This window comes from Sphingomonas sp. R1 (assembly GCF_025960285.1).
GTDB lineage: Bacteria > Pseudomonadota > Alphaproteobacteria > Sphingomonadales > Sphingomonadaceae > Sphingomonas.
Map to the genome: position 1 here is coordinate 2,881,272 of NZ_CP110111.1, position 15,296 is coordinate 2,896,567.

The 15,296-nt window shown below is 69.4% G+C and carries 14 protein-coding genes; 5 read left to right on the top strand and 9 right to left on the bottom strand.

Going from position 1 to position 15,296, the window contains the following annotated elements:
- Positions 1-38 precede the first annotated feature (38 nt).
- Both OIM94_RS13790 and OIM94_RS13795 read right to left on the bottom strand, forming a co-directional pair.
- Positions 39-1,673 carry a glycoside hydrolase family 43 protein gene (locus tag OIM94_RS13790; RefSeq protein ID WP_264607279.1) on the bottom strand — a complete coding sequence of 545 codons (1,635 nt, stop codon included), beginning with the start codon at positions 1,671-1,673 and terminating at the stop codon, positions 39-41.
- Positions 1,670-2,920 (bottom strand): MFS transporter, encoded by a 1,251-nt coding sequence (locus tag OIM94_RS13795; protein ID WP_264607280.1) that lies wholly within the window; start codon positions 2,918-2,920, stop codon positions 1,670-1,672. The genes OIM94_RS13790 and OIM94_RS13795 overlap by 4 nt, the downstream gene beginning before the upstream one ends.
- Before the next feature lie 140 nt (positions 2,921-3,060).
- Here OIM94_RS13795 and ada point away from each other — a divergent pair, with 140 nt between their 5' ends.
- Positions 3,061-4,104, top strand: a complete 1,044-nt coding sequence (gene ada, locus OIM94_RS13800) for a bifunctional DNA-binding transcriptional regulator/O6-methylguanine-DNA methyltransferase Ada (protein ID WP_264607281.1) — start codon at positions 3,061-3,063, stop codon at positions 4,102-4,104.
- 42 nt (positions 4,105-4,146) lie between these two features.
- Here ada and OIM94_RS13805 read toward each other — a convergent pair whose 3' ends face one another.
- From OIM94_RS13805 to OIM94_RS13815, 3 genes are all read right to left on the bottom strand, one after another.
- Positions 4,147-5,697, bottom strand: coding sequence for a S1C family serine protease (locus OIM94_RS13805; protein WP_264607282.1), 1,551 nt, complete (start codon positions 5,695-5,697; stop codon positions 4,147-4,149).
- 32 nt (positions 5,698-5,729) lie between these two features.
- On the bottom strand, positions 5,730-7,268 hold the full coding sequence (locus OIM94_RS13810; protein WP_264607283.1) for a hypothetical protein: 1,539 nt from the start codon (positions 7,266-7,268) through the stop codon (positions 5,730-5,732).
- An 83-nt stretch (positions 7,269-7,351) separates the two neighbouring features.
- Positions 7,352-9,517, bottom strand: a complete 2,166-nt coding sequence (locus OIM94_RS13815; RefSeq protein ID WP_264607284.1) for a primosomal protein N' — start codon at positions 9,515-9,517, stop codon at positions 7,352-7,354.
- Positions 9,518-9,594: 77 nt separating this feature from the next.
- On the opposite strand from OIM94_RS13815, the gene OIM94_RS13820 reads away from it, so the two are divergent.
- The 4 genes from OIM94_RS13820 (at position 9,595) to OIM94_RS13835 (ending at position 12,333) form a co-directional block, all read left to right on the top strand.
- Positions 9,595-10,047: a hypothetical protein gene (locus OIM94_RS13820; RefSeq protein ID WP_264607285.1), complete on the top strand. Its 453-nt coding sequence runs from the start codon at positions 9,595-9,597 to the stop codon at positions 10,045-10,047.
- A gap of 67 nt (positions 10,048-10,114) precedes the next feature.
- Entirely contained in the window at positions 10,115-10,531 is a 417-nt protein-coding gene (locus tag OIM94_RS13825; protein WP_264607286.1) for a hypothetical protein, read from the top strand.
- Positions 10,532-10,567: 36 nt separating this feature from the next.
- Positions 10,568-11,221 (top strand): fructose-6-phosphate aldolase, encoded by a 654-nt coding sequence (gene fsa, locus OIM94_RS13830; RefSeq protein WP_264607287.1) that lies wholly within the window; start codon positions 10,568-10,570, stop codon positions 11,219-11,221.
- Between the two features lie 218 nt (positions 11,222-11,439).
- Positions 11,440-12,333, top strand: a complete 894-nt coding sequence (locus tag OIM94_RS13835; protein ID WP_264607288.1) for a tyrosine recombinase XerC — start codon at positions 11,440-11,442, stop codon at positions 12,331-12,333.
- A gap of 32 nt (positions 12,334-12,365) precedes the next feature.
- Here OIM94_RS13835 and OIM94_RS13840 read toward each other — a convergent pair whose 3' ends face one another.
- The 4 genes from OIM94_RS13840 to rsmI form a co-directional block, all read right to left on the bottom strand.
- Positions 12,366-12,953 (bottom strand): DedA family protein, encoded by a 588-nt coding sequence (locus OIM94_RS13840; RefSeq protein ID WP_264607289.1) that lies wholly within the window; start codon positions 12,951-12,953, stop codon positions 12,366-12,368.
- A gap of 15 nt (positions 12,954-12,968) precedes the next feature.
- Complete coding sequence (gene gshB, locus OIM94_RS13845) at positions 12,969-13,922, bottom strand: glutathione synthase (RefSeq protein WP_264607290.1); 954 nt, start codon at positions 13,920-13,922, stop codon at positions 12,969-12,971.
- Positions 13,923-13,953: 31 nt separating this feature from the next.
- Positions 13,954-14,313 (bottom strand): YraN family protein, encoded by a 360-nt coding sequence (locus OIM94_RS13850; RefSeq protein WP_264607291.1) that lies wholly within the window; start codon positions 14,311-14,313, stop codon positions 13,954-13,956.
- Between the two features lie 148 nt (positions 14,314-14,461).
- A complete protein-coding gene (gene rsmI, locus OIM94_RS13855; RefSeq protein WP_264607292.1) occupies positions 14,462-15,295 on the bottom strand; it encodes a 16S rRNA (cytidine(1402)-2'-O)-methyltransferase in 834 nt (277 codons plus the stop codon).
- Position 15,296 lies beyond the last annotated feature (1 nt).

The window sequence follows — 15,296 nt, forward strand, 5'->3', positions numbered from 1 at the left end:
GATCGCGCCCGCCTCGCAGGGGGCGGGCGCTGCAGCCTTCAGCCGAGCGTCGGGTCGGGCAGGAACGCCCGCTCGCGATAGGCGAACCAGTCGAAGTCGGCGGGGATCGCGCGGCCACTCATATCCTGCGCGGCCATTCCGATGAAGGCGCCGGTGAAGTTGGGCAGCCCCGGCGCGCTTGCCTCGTCCGAGAGGATCGAGGCGTCGAACAGCTCGGGAAGCCACTGCCATGCCCCGGCACCCGCGGGACGGTAGCCGAAGCGCAGGCGCTCATAGTCCAGCTCGCAGCGCAGCTCGACCTGCCCCGGCGGCAGCGGGATCGGCGCAGTGAAGGCGTCGCCCTGCGGTGCGTCGGGCAGCGCGGTCATCACGCGCAGATGGCGGCCGATCGTCTCGTCGTGGCTGATGTGGAGATAATGGAACTTGGTGCCGTTGTAATAGGCGACCAACCCGGCCGCCTGCTGGAAGTCCTCGGGATCGAAATCGATGCTGCAGGAAGCGGAAACGCAGAAGGCCTGCAGCCGGCGTGCGACCAGCGCCTGGGTGAAGGCGCTGCCGATCGTCTCGCGGCCGAACAGGCGCAGATGGCCGGGGCGGGCATCAAGGCTGAAGATGCGGTCCGGCTCGGGCGTGCGCAGCCATTGCAGGTCGATCGGCAGATCGGGCGCGTCGAACGCATAGCGTGCCTCGGTAGCGCGTGCCGGCGATCGCTCGCCCGCCGGTGCCTGCATCTCCAGCTCGGGCAGGCCCAGCCCGTTGCGCGTGTACAGCCAGCCGTCATCGGCCCAGCGCATCGGCTGGATCGCCGTCTCGCGGCCCAGCACGCAGCGGCCGCGATTGGGCAGCGGGCGCCCACAAAGATAGACCAGCCACGGCTCGCCTTCCGGCGTCTCCACCAGATCGGCATGGCCGGCGCGCGCCAGCACCGCGTCCGGGCGGGCGCGGCTGGAGAGGATATAGCTATCCGGATGCAGCTCGTACGGGCCGCTGATGCTGCGCGATCGCGCCATGGTGACGGCGTGGTTCCACCCCGTGCCGCCTTCCGCCGTGATCAGGTAGTAATAGTCGCCGCGGCGGTAGAGATGCGGCGCTTCGGTAAGCCCGAGCGCGGTGCCGGGGAAGATGTTGGTGCGCGGGCCGATCAGCGCGCCGGCCTCCACATCGACTTCCTGCAGCACGATCCCGGCAAAGCGGTTATGGCCGGGGCGATGATCCCAATATTGGTTGACCAGCCATTTGCGCCCATCCTCGTCATGGAACAGCGAGGGGTCGAACCCGCTTGAATTCAGATGGACGGGATCGGACCAGCGGCCGTCGATCGTGTCGCAGGTGACCAGGTAGTTGTGAAAGTCGCGCAGCGATGCGCCCGATGCGCCGCCCACGGTGGTGCGGCCATAGCGCTTCACATCGGTGTAGCAGAGATAGAAGCGCGCGCCGTCATGGCTGAGGCACGGTGCCCACACGCCGCAGCTGTCCGGATCGCCGCGCATGTCGAGCTGGGCCGCACGGACCAGCGGCCGGGCGACCAGCGTCCAGTTGGCGAGATCGCGGCTATGGTGGATCTGCACGCCGGGGAACCATTCGAAGGTCGAGGTGGCGATATAGTAATCGTCGCCGACGCGGCAGATCGAGGGATCGGGGTTGAAGCCGGGAAGGATCGGGTTGCGGATCATCGGGGGGCCTTGACGAGGGTCCAGAGAAGCAGGGCGGCGACGAGGTCGAGCAGCCCGAGGGCGATGAAGAAGGGGCCGTAGCCGAGCGAGGCGACCAGTCCGCCGATCAGCAGCGTGAAGATGAGGATGCTGCCATTGGCGAAGGTCCCCGCCAGGCCCGCGACGGTACCGAGTTCGTTGCGCGGGAACAGGTCGCTGGCCATGGTGATGACGGTGACGGAGAGGGTCTGGTGGGCGAAGCCGCCGAGGCAGAGCAGGGCCACGGCGGCCCAGGGGCTCTTCACGCTGGCAACGAAGATCATGCCGGTCATCAGCAGCGCACCGCAGGTGAAGGTCCAGCGCCGGGCATTGATCAGGCTGACGCCGCGCTTCTGGAGGAACAGCGCGAGGGCGGGGCCGAACATGCAGCCCAGATCGGCGGCGATGAACGGCAGGAAGGCCGAAACCGCGATCTCGCCGAGGTTGAACCCGCGCACCTTCACCAGATAGAGCGGCATCCAGAAGGTGAGCGTGCCCCAGGTAGGATCGGCGAGGAAGCGCGGCAGGGCGATGCCCCAGAAGTTGCGCTGGCGAAGCAGGCGGACCAGCGAGGGGCGCTCGCCGCGATCCTGGATGTGCGATTCCTGTCCGCTCAGGATCAGATCGCGCTCGCTCCCGGAAATGCCCGGATGCGCCTGCGGTGTGCGATAATTGGCCAGCCACAGCAGCGCCCAGAGCAGCGCCAGCACGCCGGTGACGACGAACGCCGCCCGCCAGTTCCACAGCGCGATGGCGCCCGCGACCAGCGGTGCTGCCAGCGCCGCACCCGCCGAGGCGCCGAGATTGTAGATGCCGCCGGCGAACCCGCGCTCCCGCGCCGGAAACCATTCGGAGACGACCTTCAGTCCGCCGGTATGCGAGGTGCCCTCGGCAAAGCCGAGCAGCCCGCGCAGCGCGAACAGCCATTGCCAGCTGAAGGCGAGTCCGTGCGCCATGCTCAGCAGGCCCCATCCCGCAGCGAACAGCGCCAGGCCCGAACGCAGACCGATCACATCGAGCATGTAGCCCACCACCGGCTGCAGCATGATCCCGCCCTGAAAGGCGGCGGTGATGTAGGAATATTGATGCTCGTCGATGTGGAGATCGGCCATGAAGCTCGGCGCGGCAACGGCCAGCGTGCTCCGCGTCAGATAGTTGAGCATCGTGCCAAGCATGACGATGCCGATGATCCACCAGCGCAGCGCGCCTGTGCGGTGCCAGAAGGACATCCACCTCTCCCGTTCGCGCGCCACCACGCTTGTTAACGTTAACGGTGCCAGCAAAGCACGTCGCCCGCAAGGTGGTAGACGCGTTTTTGATCGCACGCAGCAGGATGCGGTGCTGCGGCCATGCGCGTATAGCCTGTGGCATGACCGGAAGAGCTGCCCTGGAAGACCCCCGCTGGACCGCGTTCGTCGCACGCGATCGGGCGCAGGACGGTCGCTTCGTCGTCGCGGTGACGACGACGGGCATCTATTGCAAGCCGAGCTGCCCGGCGCGGCGGCCGCGGCCGGAGAATGTCCGCTTCTTCGACGCAGGGGCGGAGGCTGCCGATGCCGGCTTCCGCGCCTGCCTGCGCTGCAGGCCCGACGAGGCCGCGCGCGATGCGACCGCCGTCGCGAAGGCCACCGCGCTGCTCGATACGGCGGAGGAGACGATCGGGCTGGAAGCGCTGGCGGCGGCGGTGGGCTATGCGCCGCACCACTTCAACCGGCTGTTCAAGCGCGCGACCGGCGTGACCCCGGCCGCCTATGCCCGCGGCCTGCGCGCGCGAAGGGCGGCGGCGGCTCTGCACGAGGAGGATAGCGTGACCCAGGCGATCTATGCGGCAGGCTATTCCGCCCCCAGCCGCTTCTATGCCGAGGCCGGCGCGCGGCTGGGCATGGCGCCGAGCGCGTGGCGCGCCGGCGGGGCGGGCGTCACGATCCGCTGGACGATCGCCGAGACGAGCCTCGGTCCGCTACTGATCGCGGCCACGCCCAAGGGGTTGTGCCGCATCGCCTTCGACGAGGATGCCGAGATGCTGGCACGTCGCTTTCCGGCGGCGACCGTGATGCCCGGGGACGGCGCGTTCGCCGCGCTCGCCGCCGAGGTGGTGGCGCTGGTCGAGGATCCGGACCGCCAGCGTGACCTGCCGCTGGACGTGCAGGGCACCGCTTTCCAGGAGGCGGTGTGGCAGGCGCTGCGCACGATCCCGCCGGGCGAGACACGGAGCTACGCCGAGCTGGCCGCGCTGGCGGGAAAGCCCGCGGCGGTACGCGCGGCGGGCACGGCGTGCGGCGCCAATCCGGTCGCGCTCGCCATCCCGTGCCACCGCGCCCAGCGCGGGGACGGCAGCATGGGCGGCTATGCCTATGGGCTGGAGCGCAAGCGCGTGCTGCGAGCGCGAGAGGGCGTGCGCGAGCGGAAATGACCTGGCCGTCTCTCCCCTGCCGTGCAGGGGAGGATCGGCCGCTTACTGCCCGCCGGCCGATGCGCAATGATAGACCAGCTTCTCGTTATAGGCCGGCGGCAGGCTTGCGCGCATCAGCTGCTGCAGGCTGGCGAGGCTGGCGCGCTTGGCCTGATCGGCGGTGCACTGGTTCACCGGCACGGGTGCCTTCACGTCGCGCACCTTCTGCATGTCCGCCGCCGACAGGAAATAGCGCGTGTCGGTAAGCGTCGCCGTATCCGGATCGAACTCGCGGATCGTCGCGGTCTGCTCGTCGGCGGGGATCAGCACGCGCTGCCAGCGTCGGCCGGATTCGGCATATTGGGTGCTGCCGTCGATGCAGCCATCGGGACCCACATTGACGCGCACCGGCTCGCCTGGCGACACCGTGATGCGGCTGCGATCCGGCTGGAGCGTGCACAGCAGCGGGCCCTGCGCGGCATCGGCCGGCAGCCTGGCCTCGGCGGTCTCGTTGCCCATGCCGGGGGTTGTGATACTGGCCTCGTCGAAGCTCGGCCGCAGCACGAACAGCGCGACCGCGCCGAGCAACAGCACCCCGCCGCCTACCGCGCTCCAGATGCCCGGGCGCTGCTGATCCCGCGAGAGCAGCAGCCCGGCCGCGCCCAGCGCCAGCGCGCCGAACACCAGCAATACCGCAGCGCCTGCCATATAGGTTTCGCGGGCGGACTCGTTGGCGGTGCGCGCCTTGTCGATCGCGGCTTCCCGCGCGCGGGCGGCGGCGCTTTCGGCCTGCGCGGTGCGGTTTGCGGCATCGGCGCGGTCCTTCTCCTCGGCCGCCTTGTCGAGCGCCATGCGCTGGTCGACGCTGATGCAGGGCGCCGCGATCTGGACGAAGGGCTGCTTGGCCTGGGTGAGGAAGCCGGTCAGCTCGGTGTCGGAGATGGCGAAGGCGAAGGTCGCGTCGCCCTCTTCCCCGTTGGTGATCGCCGAATTGACGCCGAGCACGCGCCCGCAGGCATCGAGCAGCGGCCCGCCCGAATTGCCGCGGGCGATGTTGGCGGTGTGCAGCAGCACCGAAATGCCCTCCAGCGTCCGCGTGCCGGCAAAGCCGCCCTGCGAGCGGACCGGCGATTGCGGCGTGATGAAGTCCGCCGCCGAGCGCGCCGTCGCGATGTCGACATTGCCCGGATAGCCAAGCGCGATCAGCGTCTCGCCATCCGTGGGGGCGCCGCTGAACAGCGCAAGCGGTGCCAGCTTCGTGCCGCTGAACTCGATCAGCGCCAGGTCGCGCTTGGTGTCGATCGCGATCAGCTTGCCCTGGAACGACTTGCTGCCTTCGGAGGGCACCACGCCGATAACGACGTTGCCCGGATAGCGCGAGGCGAGCTCGACGACATGGGCGTTGGTGACGATCCGGTTGGGCGCGACGGCAAAGCCGCTGCCATGGCCGAAGCCGACCACTTCGTCATCGGCCACCGCGATCGTGACGATCCGTACCACGCCGCGCCCGGCCGCCGAAATGTCGTCCGCCCGCGCGGGCGCCATCCAGGCCAGCAGCGTTGCGACCAGCACGATCATCTGCCGCATGCGCGGACCCACCCCGGTAGAAGCCATGGCCTGCGCTTTCGGCGAAAAGCGGCGACGGTTCAAGCGCCGAGGCTGCCGGCCGGTCCCGTCCCCCCGGCAGCGGCCGGCTTCGCGCGTGCCTTCTGCGCGTCGATCGCATCGATCATCCGCGACGCCCGCTCCCCGATCCCCGAGGCGTGGGGATCATAGGTCAGTACCAGCAACATCTCGCGCGCCTCGGCCAGCTTGTGCTGGGCGATCAGCATCGCGGCGGTCTGCAGGCGCAGGCCGCGATCCTGCGGGGCGAGGGTGAAGGCGCGCAGCAGCCCGTCGCGCGCCAGTGCCGAGGGCGTTTCGCGATGGTCGGCGAAGCTCCGGTAGTAGAGCGCCAGCGGCCGCGGATCGTCGGGGTCGAGCCGGTTGGCGCGGCTGATGGTGCGGCGGATCGCCAGCCAGGTCTCGGGACGCATGTCCCCGGCCGCCTGCGCCTGTGCCATCTGCGCCAGGGCGCGGTGATAGTGCGCCTCGAGCATCGTCTCGTCCGCCGCGATGGCGCGGTCGGCCGCCGCCAGCGCGCCGTTCCAGTCCCGGGCTTCATAGGCCGCCTGGGCAAGCGTTGCCTGCACCGCCGGATCGGCGGGGAAGGCGGCGGCGATCCGCGTCGCCTCGGCAAGGAGGGCGGCGGCGGTTTCGCTGCGAACGCCGCGCTCGAGCTGGATCCGCACCGGCATCATCGCCGCCTCGCCCGGGCCGAGCAGGCGGACCGACACGGGCGGCACCGTCAGCAGCTCGGCGCGGATCGTGTAGCCCGAAATGCGGGGCCGGTAGAGGAATTGCTGCAGCTCGCGGTGCAGCACGCCAAGGTCGCCGAACGCCGCTGCAGCCTGTTCGGGCGTCCGGCGCTGGCGGGTGATCGCATCGAGATAGGCGCCCAGCTGCCCTTTGCGGCTCGGCTCGAAGGTGAGATAATGCACCAGCGCCCAACCGCGGCCATAGAGCGCCGCGTGCTGATCGGTTCGCAGCTTGCCGACGGCGCCGGCGAGAAGCTGCTCGATCGGAAGCGGATTGCCGGTGAGCAGGCCCCGCGCGCGATAGTTGGGCGCATTGCCGAACAGGATCGATCCGTCCTTGCGCACCTGGGCGGTCGCGTTGAACTCCGCCCAGCCTTCCACCACCCAGGAGGGCAGCGCGGCATCCGGCCAGACGGTGAACATGAAGTGGTGGGCATATTCGTGGAACAGCACCGCCTCCGCGGTGATCCCGCTGGGATTGCCGAAATCGCCCGCGGCTTCCTCCGGCACGAACGCCACCGAATCGCCGGCACGCGGGATATAGGCGCCCGCGACATGGGCATTGCCGATCAGCGAGGCGACCTTGGCGCTGCTACCGAGCATGTACACGCGCACCCGTGCTGCCTTGGGCGGCGGCGTCTCGTCCACGCCGCGTGCGATGCGCAGCGCCTTGTCGAATTTCTCCAGCCGCTCGGCAAAGCGACGCAGCGTGTTCTCCGACATGTCCGCATGGACCACGAAGTGCGTCGTTTCGGCGACGCGCCAGTCGGCACGAGCCGGTTGCACGCTGCCGACGAGGACAAGAAATACCAGCCGCCACAATCGCATCCTGTTCACTCCTCGACAGAAGGCATGCGCATGGCGGGGGACATATCGTACCGCGCGGGGCGGGGATATGCGGAAATGTCGGTTCAGACGAAGCTGTACGGGTCCACGTCCACCGCCACCCGGACCCGTGCACTCCAGCTCAGCGCGCCCAGCCAGTCGCGGATCGCGTCCTGCACCGCGAAGCCGCGCTTGGCATGAACGAGCAGGCGGAACCGGTGCCGCGCGCGCAGCATGGCGAGCGGGGCGGGGGCGGGGCCATAGACGTGCATCTCGGCGCTTTCCGGCGCCGAGCGGCCGATCATCCGCGCGATTTCCTCTGCCGCCGCCTTGTCTTCCGAGGAGACGATGATCGCGGCATAGCGGCCAAAGGGCGGCGCATCGGCCTCGCGCCGCGCCTCGGTCTCGGCGGCGTAGAAGGCCTCGGCATCGCCCGAGACCAGCGCCTGCATCACCTGCGCTTCTGGGGCGTGCGTCTGGAGGAACACCGTGCCGGGCTTCTCGCCGCGCCCGGCGCGGCCCGAGACCTGCATGATCTGCTGGAAGGTGCGTTCGGAGGCGCGCAGGTCGCCGCCGTCGAGCCCGAGATCGGCATCGACCACCCCGACCAGCGTCAGGTTGGGGAAGTGATAGCCCTTGGTGACGAGTTGCGTGCCGACGACGATGTCGATCGCGCCATGCTCCATCCGCGACACGAACTCCGCCGCCTTGGCCGGCGACCAGAGCGTGTCCGAGGTGACGATGGCGGTCCTTGCCTCGGGCCACAGCGCCGCCACCTCGTCGGCGATCCGCTCGACGCCGGGGCCGCAGGCGACCAGCGTGTCGTCGGACTTGCACTCGGGGCACATGCTCGGCGTCGGCATGGTGTGGCCGCAATGATGGCACGACAGGCGGTGGAGCAGCCGGTGCTCTACCATCCACGCCGTGCAGTTCGGGCACTGGAAGCGGTGGCCGCAGTGGCGGCACAGCGTCAGCGGCGCATAGCCGCGCCGGTTGAGGAACAGGAGCGACTGTTCGCCGCGCTTCAGCGTTTCCTCGATCGCCGCGACCAGCCGCGGCGCCAGCCAGCGGCCGCGCTCCGGCGGCTCGCGGATCAGGTCGATCGGCTCGATCTTCGGCAGCTCTGCGGCGCCATAGCGGCCGGGCAGCTTGAGTTCGGCATAGCGGCCGACCTCGACCTGGTGCCGCGTCTCGATCGCCGGGGTGGCGGAGGCGAGCACGACCGGGCAGCGCTCGAACATGCCGCGCATCACCGCCACGTCGCGGGCGTGATAGTGCACGCCCTCTTCCTGCTTGAAGCTGGTCTCGTGCGCCTCGTCGACGACGATCAGGCCGAGCCTGGGATAGGGCAGGAACAAGGCGGAGCGCGCGCCCACCGTCACCATCGCCTCGCCGCTGGCGATCGCCCGCCACGCGCGCCGGCGCTCCGAGCTGCGCAGGCCCGAGTGCCAGGCGACGGGCTCGCAGCCGAAGCGGCCGGCGAAGCGGGTGAGGAAGGGCTCGGTCAGCGCGATTTCGGGAAGCAGCACCAGCGTCTGCTTGCCCGCGTCGAGCGCGGCGGCGACCGCTTCGAAATAGACCTCGGTCTTGCCCGAGCCGGTGACGCCGTCGAGCAGGAAGGGCTGGAAGGCGCCGGTCTCCACCGCGCCGCGCAGGGCGCTCGCCACCGCCGCCTGGGCGGGGTTGAGCTGCGGCGGCGCGAAGCCCGGGTCGGGGAGCGGGTAGGGCGCCTGGGTGTCGACCGTCACGGCCTCGATCGCGCCGGTCTTCACCAGCCCGCGGATCACCGCGTCGGACACCTCGGCGATGGCGGCGAGCTCGCGCACCAGCCCCTGGCGCTCGCCGATGCGCTCGAGTGCCTGGGCGCGCTGCGGGGTAAGGCGGTCGGGCACCTGGCCGGTCGCGCGATATTCGGTGATCGTCGGCGCCGCCTCGAACGCCGCCGAGGTGCGCAGGGTCATCGCCAGCACCGAGGAGGGCGGCGCGAGATAATAATCCGCGGTCCACTCGATCAGCCGCCGCACGGGGGCGGGAATCGGCGGCGCGTCGGCGACGGCGAGGATCGCGCGCAGCCGGTTGTCGCCGATCTCCTCGGTCGGCAGCCGTTCGGGCTCCCACACCACCCCGGCGAACTGGCGCGGGCCGATCGGCACGATGACGATGCTGCCGGGTTCGACCGCCATGCCGGGCGGCACGCGATAATCGAGCGGCCCCAGAGCCGGATGGAGGACGAGAATGCGCGCGCGGGCCATGATCGGTCCTCATATGGGCATTTGCCGCGGAACGGGAATCCCCTGCCGCCGGTTCGTCGCTTCGAGGAGATCCGCCGATGCTCGTTCTTGCCCTGCTGCTCCTGCAAAGTGCTCCCGCGCAGGCGACGACGGCCTGCAAGGCATCCGATGCCGGTCTGCCGACGGCGCTGGCGGGCTGGAATGCCCCCGGGGACAAGCTCGCGACGGATCGCGCGGTATCGCTCGACACGGTCGATGGCGCGACGCTCAACGGCCTGTCCAGGGACGCCAAACCGGGCCGCGCGGTGACGATCGCCTTCAAGGTCACCAAGGCCGGCACCTATGGCATCGCGCTCGACCAGCCCGGCTGGATCGACGTGCTGCCGGGGGGCGAGGGCGGCGTGCCGCTCCCGTCCGTCGCGCATGGGCATGGGCCGGACTGCTCGACGATCCGCAAGATCGTCCGCTTCCAGCTTTCACCCGGCACCTATCGCGTGTTCGCCAGCGGCTTGCTGAAGACCAAGGCCAAGCTGATGCTGGTCGCCGACTGAACATTCCACTTGTTATGAAGGTGGAACGAAGATAGAACGCCGACTCGCTGAACAGGTGGAGTCGGCGATGCTGATCTTCGTAGCTGGACTGATGCTCACGGTGCCGGGATGCACCGATCTTCCGCGAACCTTGTCGGGCTGGGACCAGCGCGGCGCTGGCCTCGATACCCGCCATGCGACCCTGATCACGGCGCGGGACGGCAGGGCGGAAACGCAGGTGACGATCCGCAAGGCCGGCACCTTCGGCATCGCCGCGGACCAGTCCGGCTGGATCGACGTGGCGCGTGGATCGGGGCGTCCGCTGCGCACGGCCTCGTTCGGCGCGGCCGTTCCGTGCGCGAAGATCGCGAAGATCGTCTATTACGAACTCCAGCCCGGCACCTATCGCGTGACGCTGCGCAAGCTGCAGCAGCCGCAGGTGAAACTGATGCTGGTCTTTGGCGACCGCAGAAGGGGGTTTGCCCGCAGGACCCGCGTCGGCTAGGCGGGCGGCGCAATTCCACTGGAAGGTCCAGCTGCCATGAAGTTCTTCGCCGACACCGCCATCATCGACGACATTCGCGATCTCGCGGATGCAGGCCTGCTCGACGGCGTCACCACCAACCCGTCGCTGATCGCCAAGTCGGGCCGCAATTTCCTCGAAGTCGTGGCAGAGATCTGCGCGATCGTCGAAGGGCCGGTGTCGGCCGAGGTCGTCGCGCTCGACTATGAAGGCATGATCCGCGAGGCGGAGATTGTCCGGAAGATCGCCGACAACGTGACCGTCAAGCTGCCGCTGACGATCGACGGGCTCAAGGCGTGCAAGACGCTGACCGACGACGGCACGATGACCAACGTCACGCTCTGCTTCTCGGCCAACCAGGCGCTGCTCGCGGCGAAGGCGGGCGCGACCTTCATTTCGCCCTTTGTCGGCCGGCATGACGATATCGGCTTCGACGGCATGGACCTGATCGAAGACATCCGCCTGATCTACGACAATTACGACTTCGCCACCGAGATCCTGGTCGCCAGCGTCCGCCACCCGGTGCACGTGCTGCAGGCCGCCAAGATCGGCGCCGACGTGATGACCGCGCCGCCGTCGGTGATCAAGCAGCTGGTCAAGCACCCGCTGACCGACAAGGGCATCGAGGCATTCATGGCCGACTGGGCCAAGACCGGCCAGACGATCGCCTGATCCAAAATTCCCCTCCCGCTTGCGAGCTTCAGGTCGATCAAGCCCCCGGCTTGATCTAAACCATGCGGGGCATGGTTTACCTGAAACTGGGCTAGGGGAGGGACTGACATGGTAGTTTTGGACACCGCAGCCGCCATCCCCTCCCCCGTCCCCTCCCGCAAGCGGGAGGGGTGCGTGAGGGACACGGGCGGGGCATACCTCGTGCCACTGGTTTGGCCATGACCGACCTCCCGCTCCCCCGCCGCTTCGCCGAGCATCTCGGCCGCGACCGGCGGCGCTCGGCGCACACGATCCGCGCCTATGAGGCGACCGCGATCCGGCTGCTCGGCTTCCTTCAGCAGCACTGGGGCGGTTCGGTCGCGCAGGACGCGCTCGCCAAAGTCAGTGCCGCCGATCTGCGAGCCTATCTCTCCGTACGCCGCGACGAGGGCCTGTCGAACACTTCTGCCGCACGCGAACTTTCCGCCGTGCGCGCCTTTCTGAAATTCGCCGGCGGCGACGATTCCCAGTTGCCCCGCCTGCGCGGCCCCAAGGTCAAGAAGGGCCTGCCGCGCCCGATCGCGCCGCACGAGGCCGTGGCGCTCGCCGAATGGGCGTCGGACGAGGCCAGCGAACCCTGGATCGCCGCGCGCGACTGGGCGGTGCTGCTGCTGCTCTATGGCGCCGGCCTGCGCATCGGCGAGGCCGTGGCGCTCACCGGCGCGGTGCTGCCGCTCGGCGCCACCCTCCGCGTCACCGGCAAGCGCGACAAGACCCGCGACGTGCCCCTGCTGCCCGAAGTGCGCGCGGCGATCGAAGCCTATGTCGCTGCCTGCCCCTGGGGTCCCGCGCGCGACCTGCCGCTGTTTCGCGGCGCCAAGGGCGGGCCGCTGCCGCCCGGCGCGATTCGCAAGGCGGTGCGCTCGGCGCGGACCAGCCTGGGCCTGTCCGATCGCACCACCCCGCATGCGCTGCGGCACAGTTTCGCCACGCACCTGCTCGGACGCGGCGCGGACCTGCGCGCCCTGCAGGAACTGCTGGGCCATGCCAGCCTGAGTTCGACGCAGGTCTACACCGCGGTGGATGCTGCCCACCTGCTGGACGTGTACCGCGCGGCCCATCCGCGGGCATAAGCGCCCCCCACCCCATGACGGGCGAGCGACGCCTATGCCTGGCGTGGCTTCCAGGTCAGCACGCGCCACACATAGAAGACCAGCATGGCGACGACGCCGATCACGATCGCGGGCGTCACGAACCGGTCGATCTCCGCCACCGCCGCGCCCAGCCCGTAGCCGACGCCGACCAATGCCGCGTTCCAGATCGCGCTGCCCACCGCGGTGTAGAGGCAGAATCGCCAGAACGGCATGTGCATCAGTCCCGCCGGCAGCGAGATGATCGTGCGGCCGAACGGCATGAAGCGGAACACGAAGATCGTCGGGCCGCCCCAGCGATCGAAATAGCCCTTGAAGCGCTCGACATCGTGCCAGTCGACCGTCAGCCAGCGGCCCCAGCGCGCGACGAAGGGCTGCAGTCGCTCATAGCCGAGCCGCCGCCCGATCTCCCACCAGAACAGGTTGCCGATCACCGTGCCGAACGTGCCGACCAGCACCAATGCCACGGGATCGAAATGTCCGCGCGCGGCACCAATGCCCGCCATGCCCATGATCGCCTCGGACGGCACCGGGGGCACGACATTTTCCAGCACCATCAGCAGGAAAATGCCCCAATAGCCCCAGCCGAGAATCATCCCCATCGCGTCAGGACCCGATCAGCCGCGCGCAGCCACCCGGCGCTCGATCGCATCCCAGATCATGCCCGCGACGTCGGTCCCGTTGAACCGCTCGATCGCAACGATGCCCGTGGGCGAGGTGACGTTGATTTCGGTCAGCCATTGCCCGCCGATAACGTCGATGCCGACGAAAAGGAGCCCGCGCTTCTGCAGTTCCGGCCCGAGCACTGCGCAGATTTCCTCCTCGCGGGGGGTCAGCTCGGTCTTCGCCGCCGATCCGCCGACCGCGAGGTTGGAGCGGATCTCGCCCTCGCCGGGCAGCCGGTTGATCGCGCCCGCCACCGCGCCGTCGACCAGCACGATGCGCTTGTCGCCCTTCACGATGTCCGGGAGGAAGGCCTGCACCATGTGCGGCTCGCGATAGGCGGTGTTGAACACCTCGATCAGCGAGGAGAGGTTGGCGCCGTCGCGGCCGATCTTGAAGATCGCCTTGCCGCCATTGCCGTGCAGCGGCTTGACGACGATCTCGCCATGCTCGGCGAGGAACGCCTTGGCCTCGTCGACCGAGCGGGTGACGAGTGTCGGCGGCATGAACTGTGCGAAATCGAGCACCCACACCTTCTCAGGCGCATTGCGGACCTGCGCGGGGTCGTTCACCACCAGCGTGCGATCGGCGATGCGCTCGAGCAGGTGCGTGGCGGTGATGTAGCCGAGGTCGAAGGGCGGGTCCTGGCGCATCAGCACGACGTCGGCCTCGTCACCGAGATCGAGCTTGACGGGCTCGCCGAAGGCGAAGTGATCGCCGTCCACGCGTTGCACCGTCACCGGATGCGCCTTGGTCCACACGCGGCCGGCGCTGTAGTTCAGGTCCTCCGGGGCATAATGGAACAGCCGGTGGCCGCGCGCCTGCGCCGAGAGCATCAGCGCGAAGGTCGAATCGCCCGCGATGTTGATCGAATCGAGCGGGTCCATCTGCACGGCGACGGTAAGCATGCGGCCTCCTTGGGTGTCTTGCCGGGCCAACTCACCCGATCCAGGCGTTCTCGATATGGCGAGGGAGCGTGCGCGGGGCAATGAGGATCACGTCGACGCGGATATCGTCGCCCGGCCCGGCATAGCGCGGCATCAGCAGTTCCGCGGCGGCGGCGACGCGGGCGAGGCGGCGCGCGTCGATCGCATAATCGAGTTCGGCGGCGGACTTGCGCGTCTTCACCTCGACGAACGCGACGAGGCTGCCGCGCCGCGCGACGATATCGACTTCCCCTGCAGGCGTGCGCACGCGCTGATCGAGGATGCGCCAGCCGCGCAACCACAGCCACCAGGCGGCGCGACGCTCGCCGTCGCGGCCCCGGGCTTCGGCGGCCTGGCGCTTGGGGTTTTTCATCTGCGTGAATGGCCTGCCACGCCAACCATTGTCCTTCCCGCGAAGGCGGGAATCCATTCGCCTGTGCGCTTGGGGAAAGAACCGCGGCACCGGCGCCGATGGATCCCCGCCTTCGCGGGGATCACGAAGGTAAGGGGCGGGCGGTCCCTCACCCCTTCAATTCCATCGCGCGGGCGTAGAGCGCCTTGCGGTCCAGCCCCAGCTTCTTTGCGACTTCGCCCGCCGCCTTGGACGCGGGGAGGCGGGTGAGCGCCTCCACCAGCGCCGCCTCGCCGTCTTCGAGGGTTGCCGGCGGCGCCTCGCCCGGCGGGCCGACGATGATCACGATCTCCCCCTTGGGCGGTGCCTCGGCATAGCGTGCCGCGAGGGTCGAGAGCGTGCCGGTCACGCACTCCTCGAACTTCTTGGTGATCTCGCGCGCGACGCCCGCCTCGCGGTCGCCCAGCCCTTCGGCCAGCGCGGACAGGCAGGCGGCGAGACGCGGACCCGATTCGTAGAGCACCAAGGTCGCCTTGATCGCCGCCACCTCGGCGATAGCCTCCGCCCGCGCATGCGCCTTGCTGGGCAGGAAGCCGAGAAAGAAGAAGCGGTCCGTCGGCAGTCCGGCCAGCGTCAGCGCGGCGATGGCGGCGCAGGGGCCGGGGATCGTCACCACCGCATGGCCGGCGGCGCGGGCGTCGCGCACCAGCTTGTAGCCGGGGTCCGAGATCAGCGGCGTGCCCGCGTCCGAGACCAGCGCCACCGCCTCGCTGCCCATCCGCGCGATCAGGCCCGGGCGCACGGCGTCGGCATTATGGTCGTGATAGGGCTGCATCGGCCGCTTCACGCCGATGTGGCGGAGCAGGCCGGCGGTCACCCGGCTGTCTTCCACTGCAACCACATCGGCTTGAGAGAGTATCATGCTGGCGCGCGGCGACAGGTCACCGAGATTGCCGATCGGAGTGGCGACGATATAGAGGCCGGGCGCAAGTGCAGGTTCCATC

Coding starts and splice junctions, on each gene's coding strand:
- fsa (WP_264607287.1), top strand. CDS start 10,568: ATGAAGTTCTTCGCCGACACCGCCATCATCGACGACATTCGCGATCTC.
- OIM94_RS13820 (WP_264607285.1), top strand. CDS start 9,595: ATGCTCGTTCTTGCCCTGCTGCTCCTGCAAAGTGCTCCCGCGCAGGCG.
- OIM94_RS13790 (WP_264607279.1), bottom strand. CDS start 1,673: ATGATCCGCAACCCGATCCTTCCCGGCTTCAACCCCGATCCCTCGATC.
- rsmI (WP_264607292.1), bottom strand. CDS start 15,295: ATGGAACCTGCACTTGCGCCCGGCCTCTATATCGTCGCCACTCCGATC.
- OIM94_RS13850 (WP_264607291.1), bottom strand. CDS start 14,313: ATGAAAAACCCCAAGCGCCAGGCCGCCGAAGCCCGGGGCCGCGACGGC.
- OIM94_RS13835 (WP_264607288.1), top strand. CDS start 11,440: ATGACCGACCTCCCGCTCCCCCGCCGCTTCGCCGAGCATCTCGGCCGC.
- ada (WP_264607281.1), top strand. CDS start 3,061: ATGACCGGAAGAGCTGCCCTGGAAGACCCCCGCTGGACCGCGTTCGTC.
- OIM94_RS13795 (WP_264607280.1), bottom strand. CDS start 2,920: ATGTCCTTCTGGCACCGCACAGGCGCGCTGCGCTGGTGGATCATCGGC.
- OIM94_RS13805 (WP_264607282.1), bottom strand. CDS start 5,697: ATGGCTTCTACCGGGGTGGGTCCGCGCATGCGGCAGATGATCGTGCTG.
- OIM94_RS13810 (WP_264607283.1), bottom strand. CDS start 7,268: ATGCGATTGTGGCGGCTGGTATTTCTTGTCCTCGTCGGCAGCGTGCAA.
- OIM94_RS13815 (WP_264607284.1), bottom strand. CDS start 9,517: ATGGCCCGCGCGCGCATTCTCGTCCTCCATCCGGCTCTGGGGCCGCTC.
- gshB (WP_264607290.1), bottom strand. CDS start 13,922: ATGCTTACCGTCGCCGTGCAGATGGACCCGCTCGATTCGATCAACATC.
- OIM94_RS13825 (WP_264607286.1), top strand. CDS start 10,115: ATGCTGATCTTCGTAGCTGGACTGATGCTCACGGTGCCGGGATGCACC.
- OIM94_RS13840 (WP_264607289.1), bottom strand. CDS start 12,953: ATGGGGATGATTCTCGGCTGGGGCTATTGGGGCATTTTCCTGCTGATG.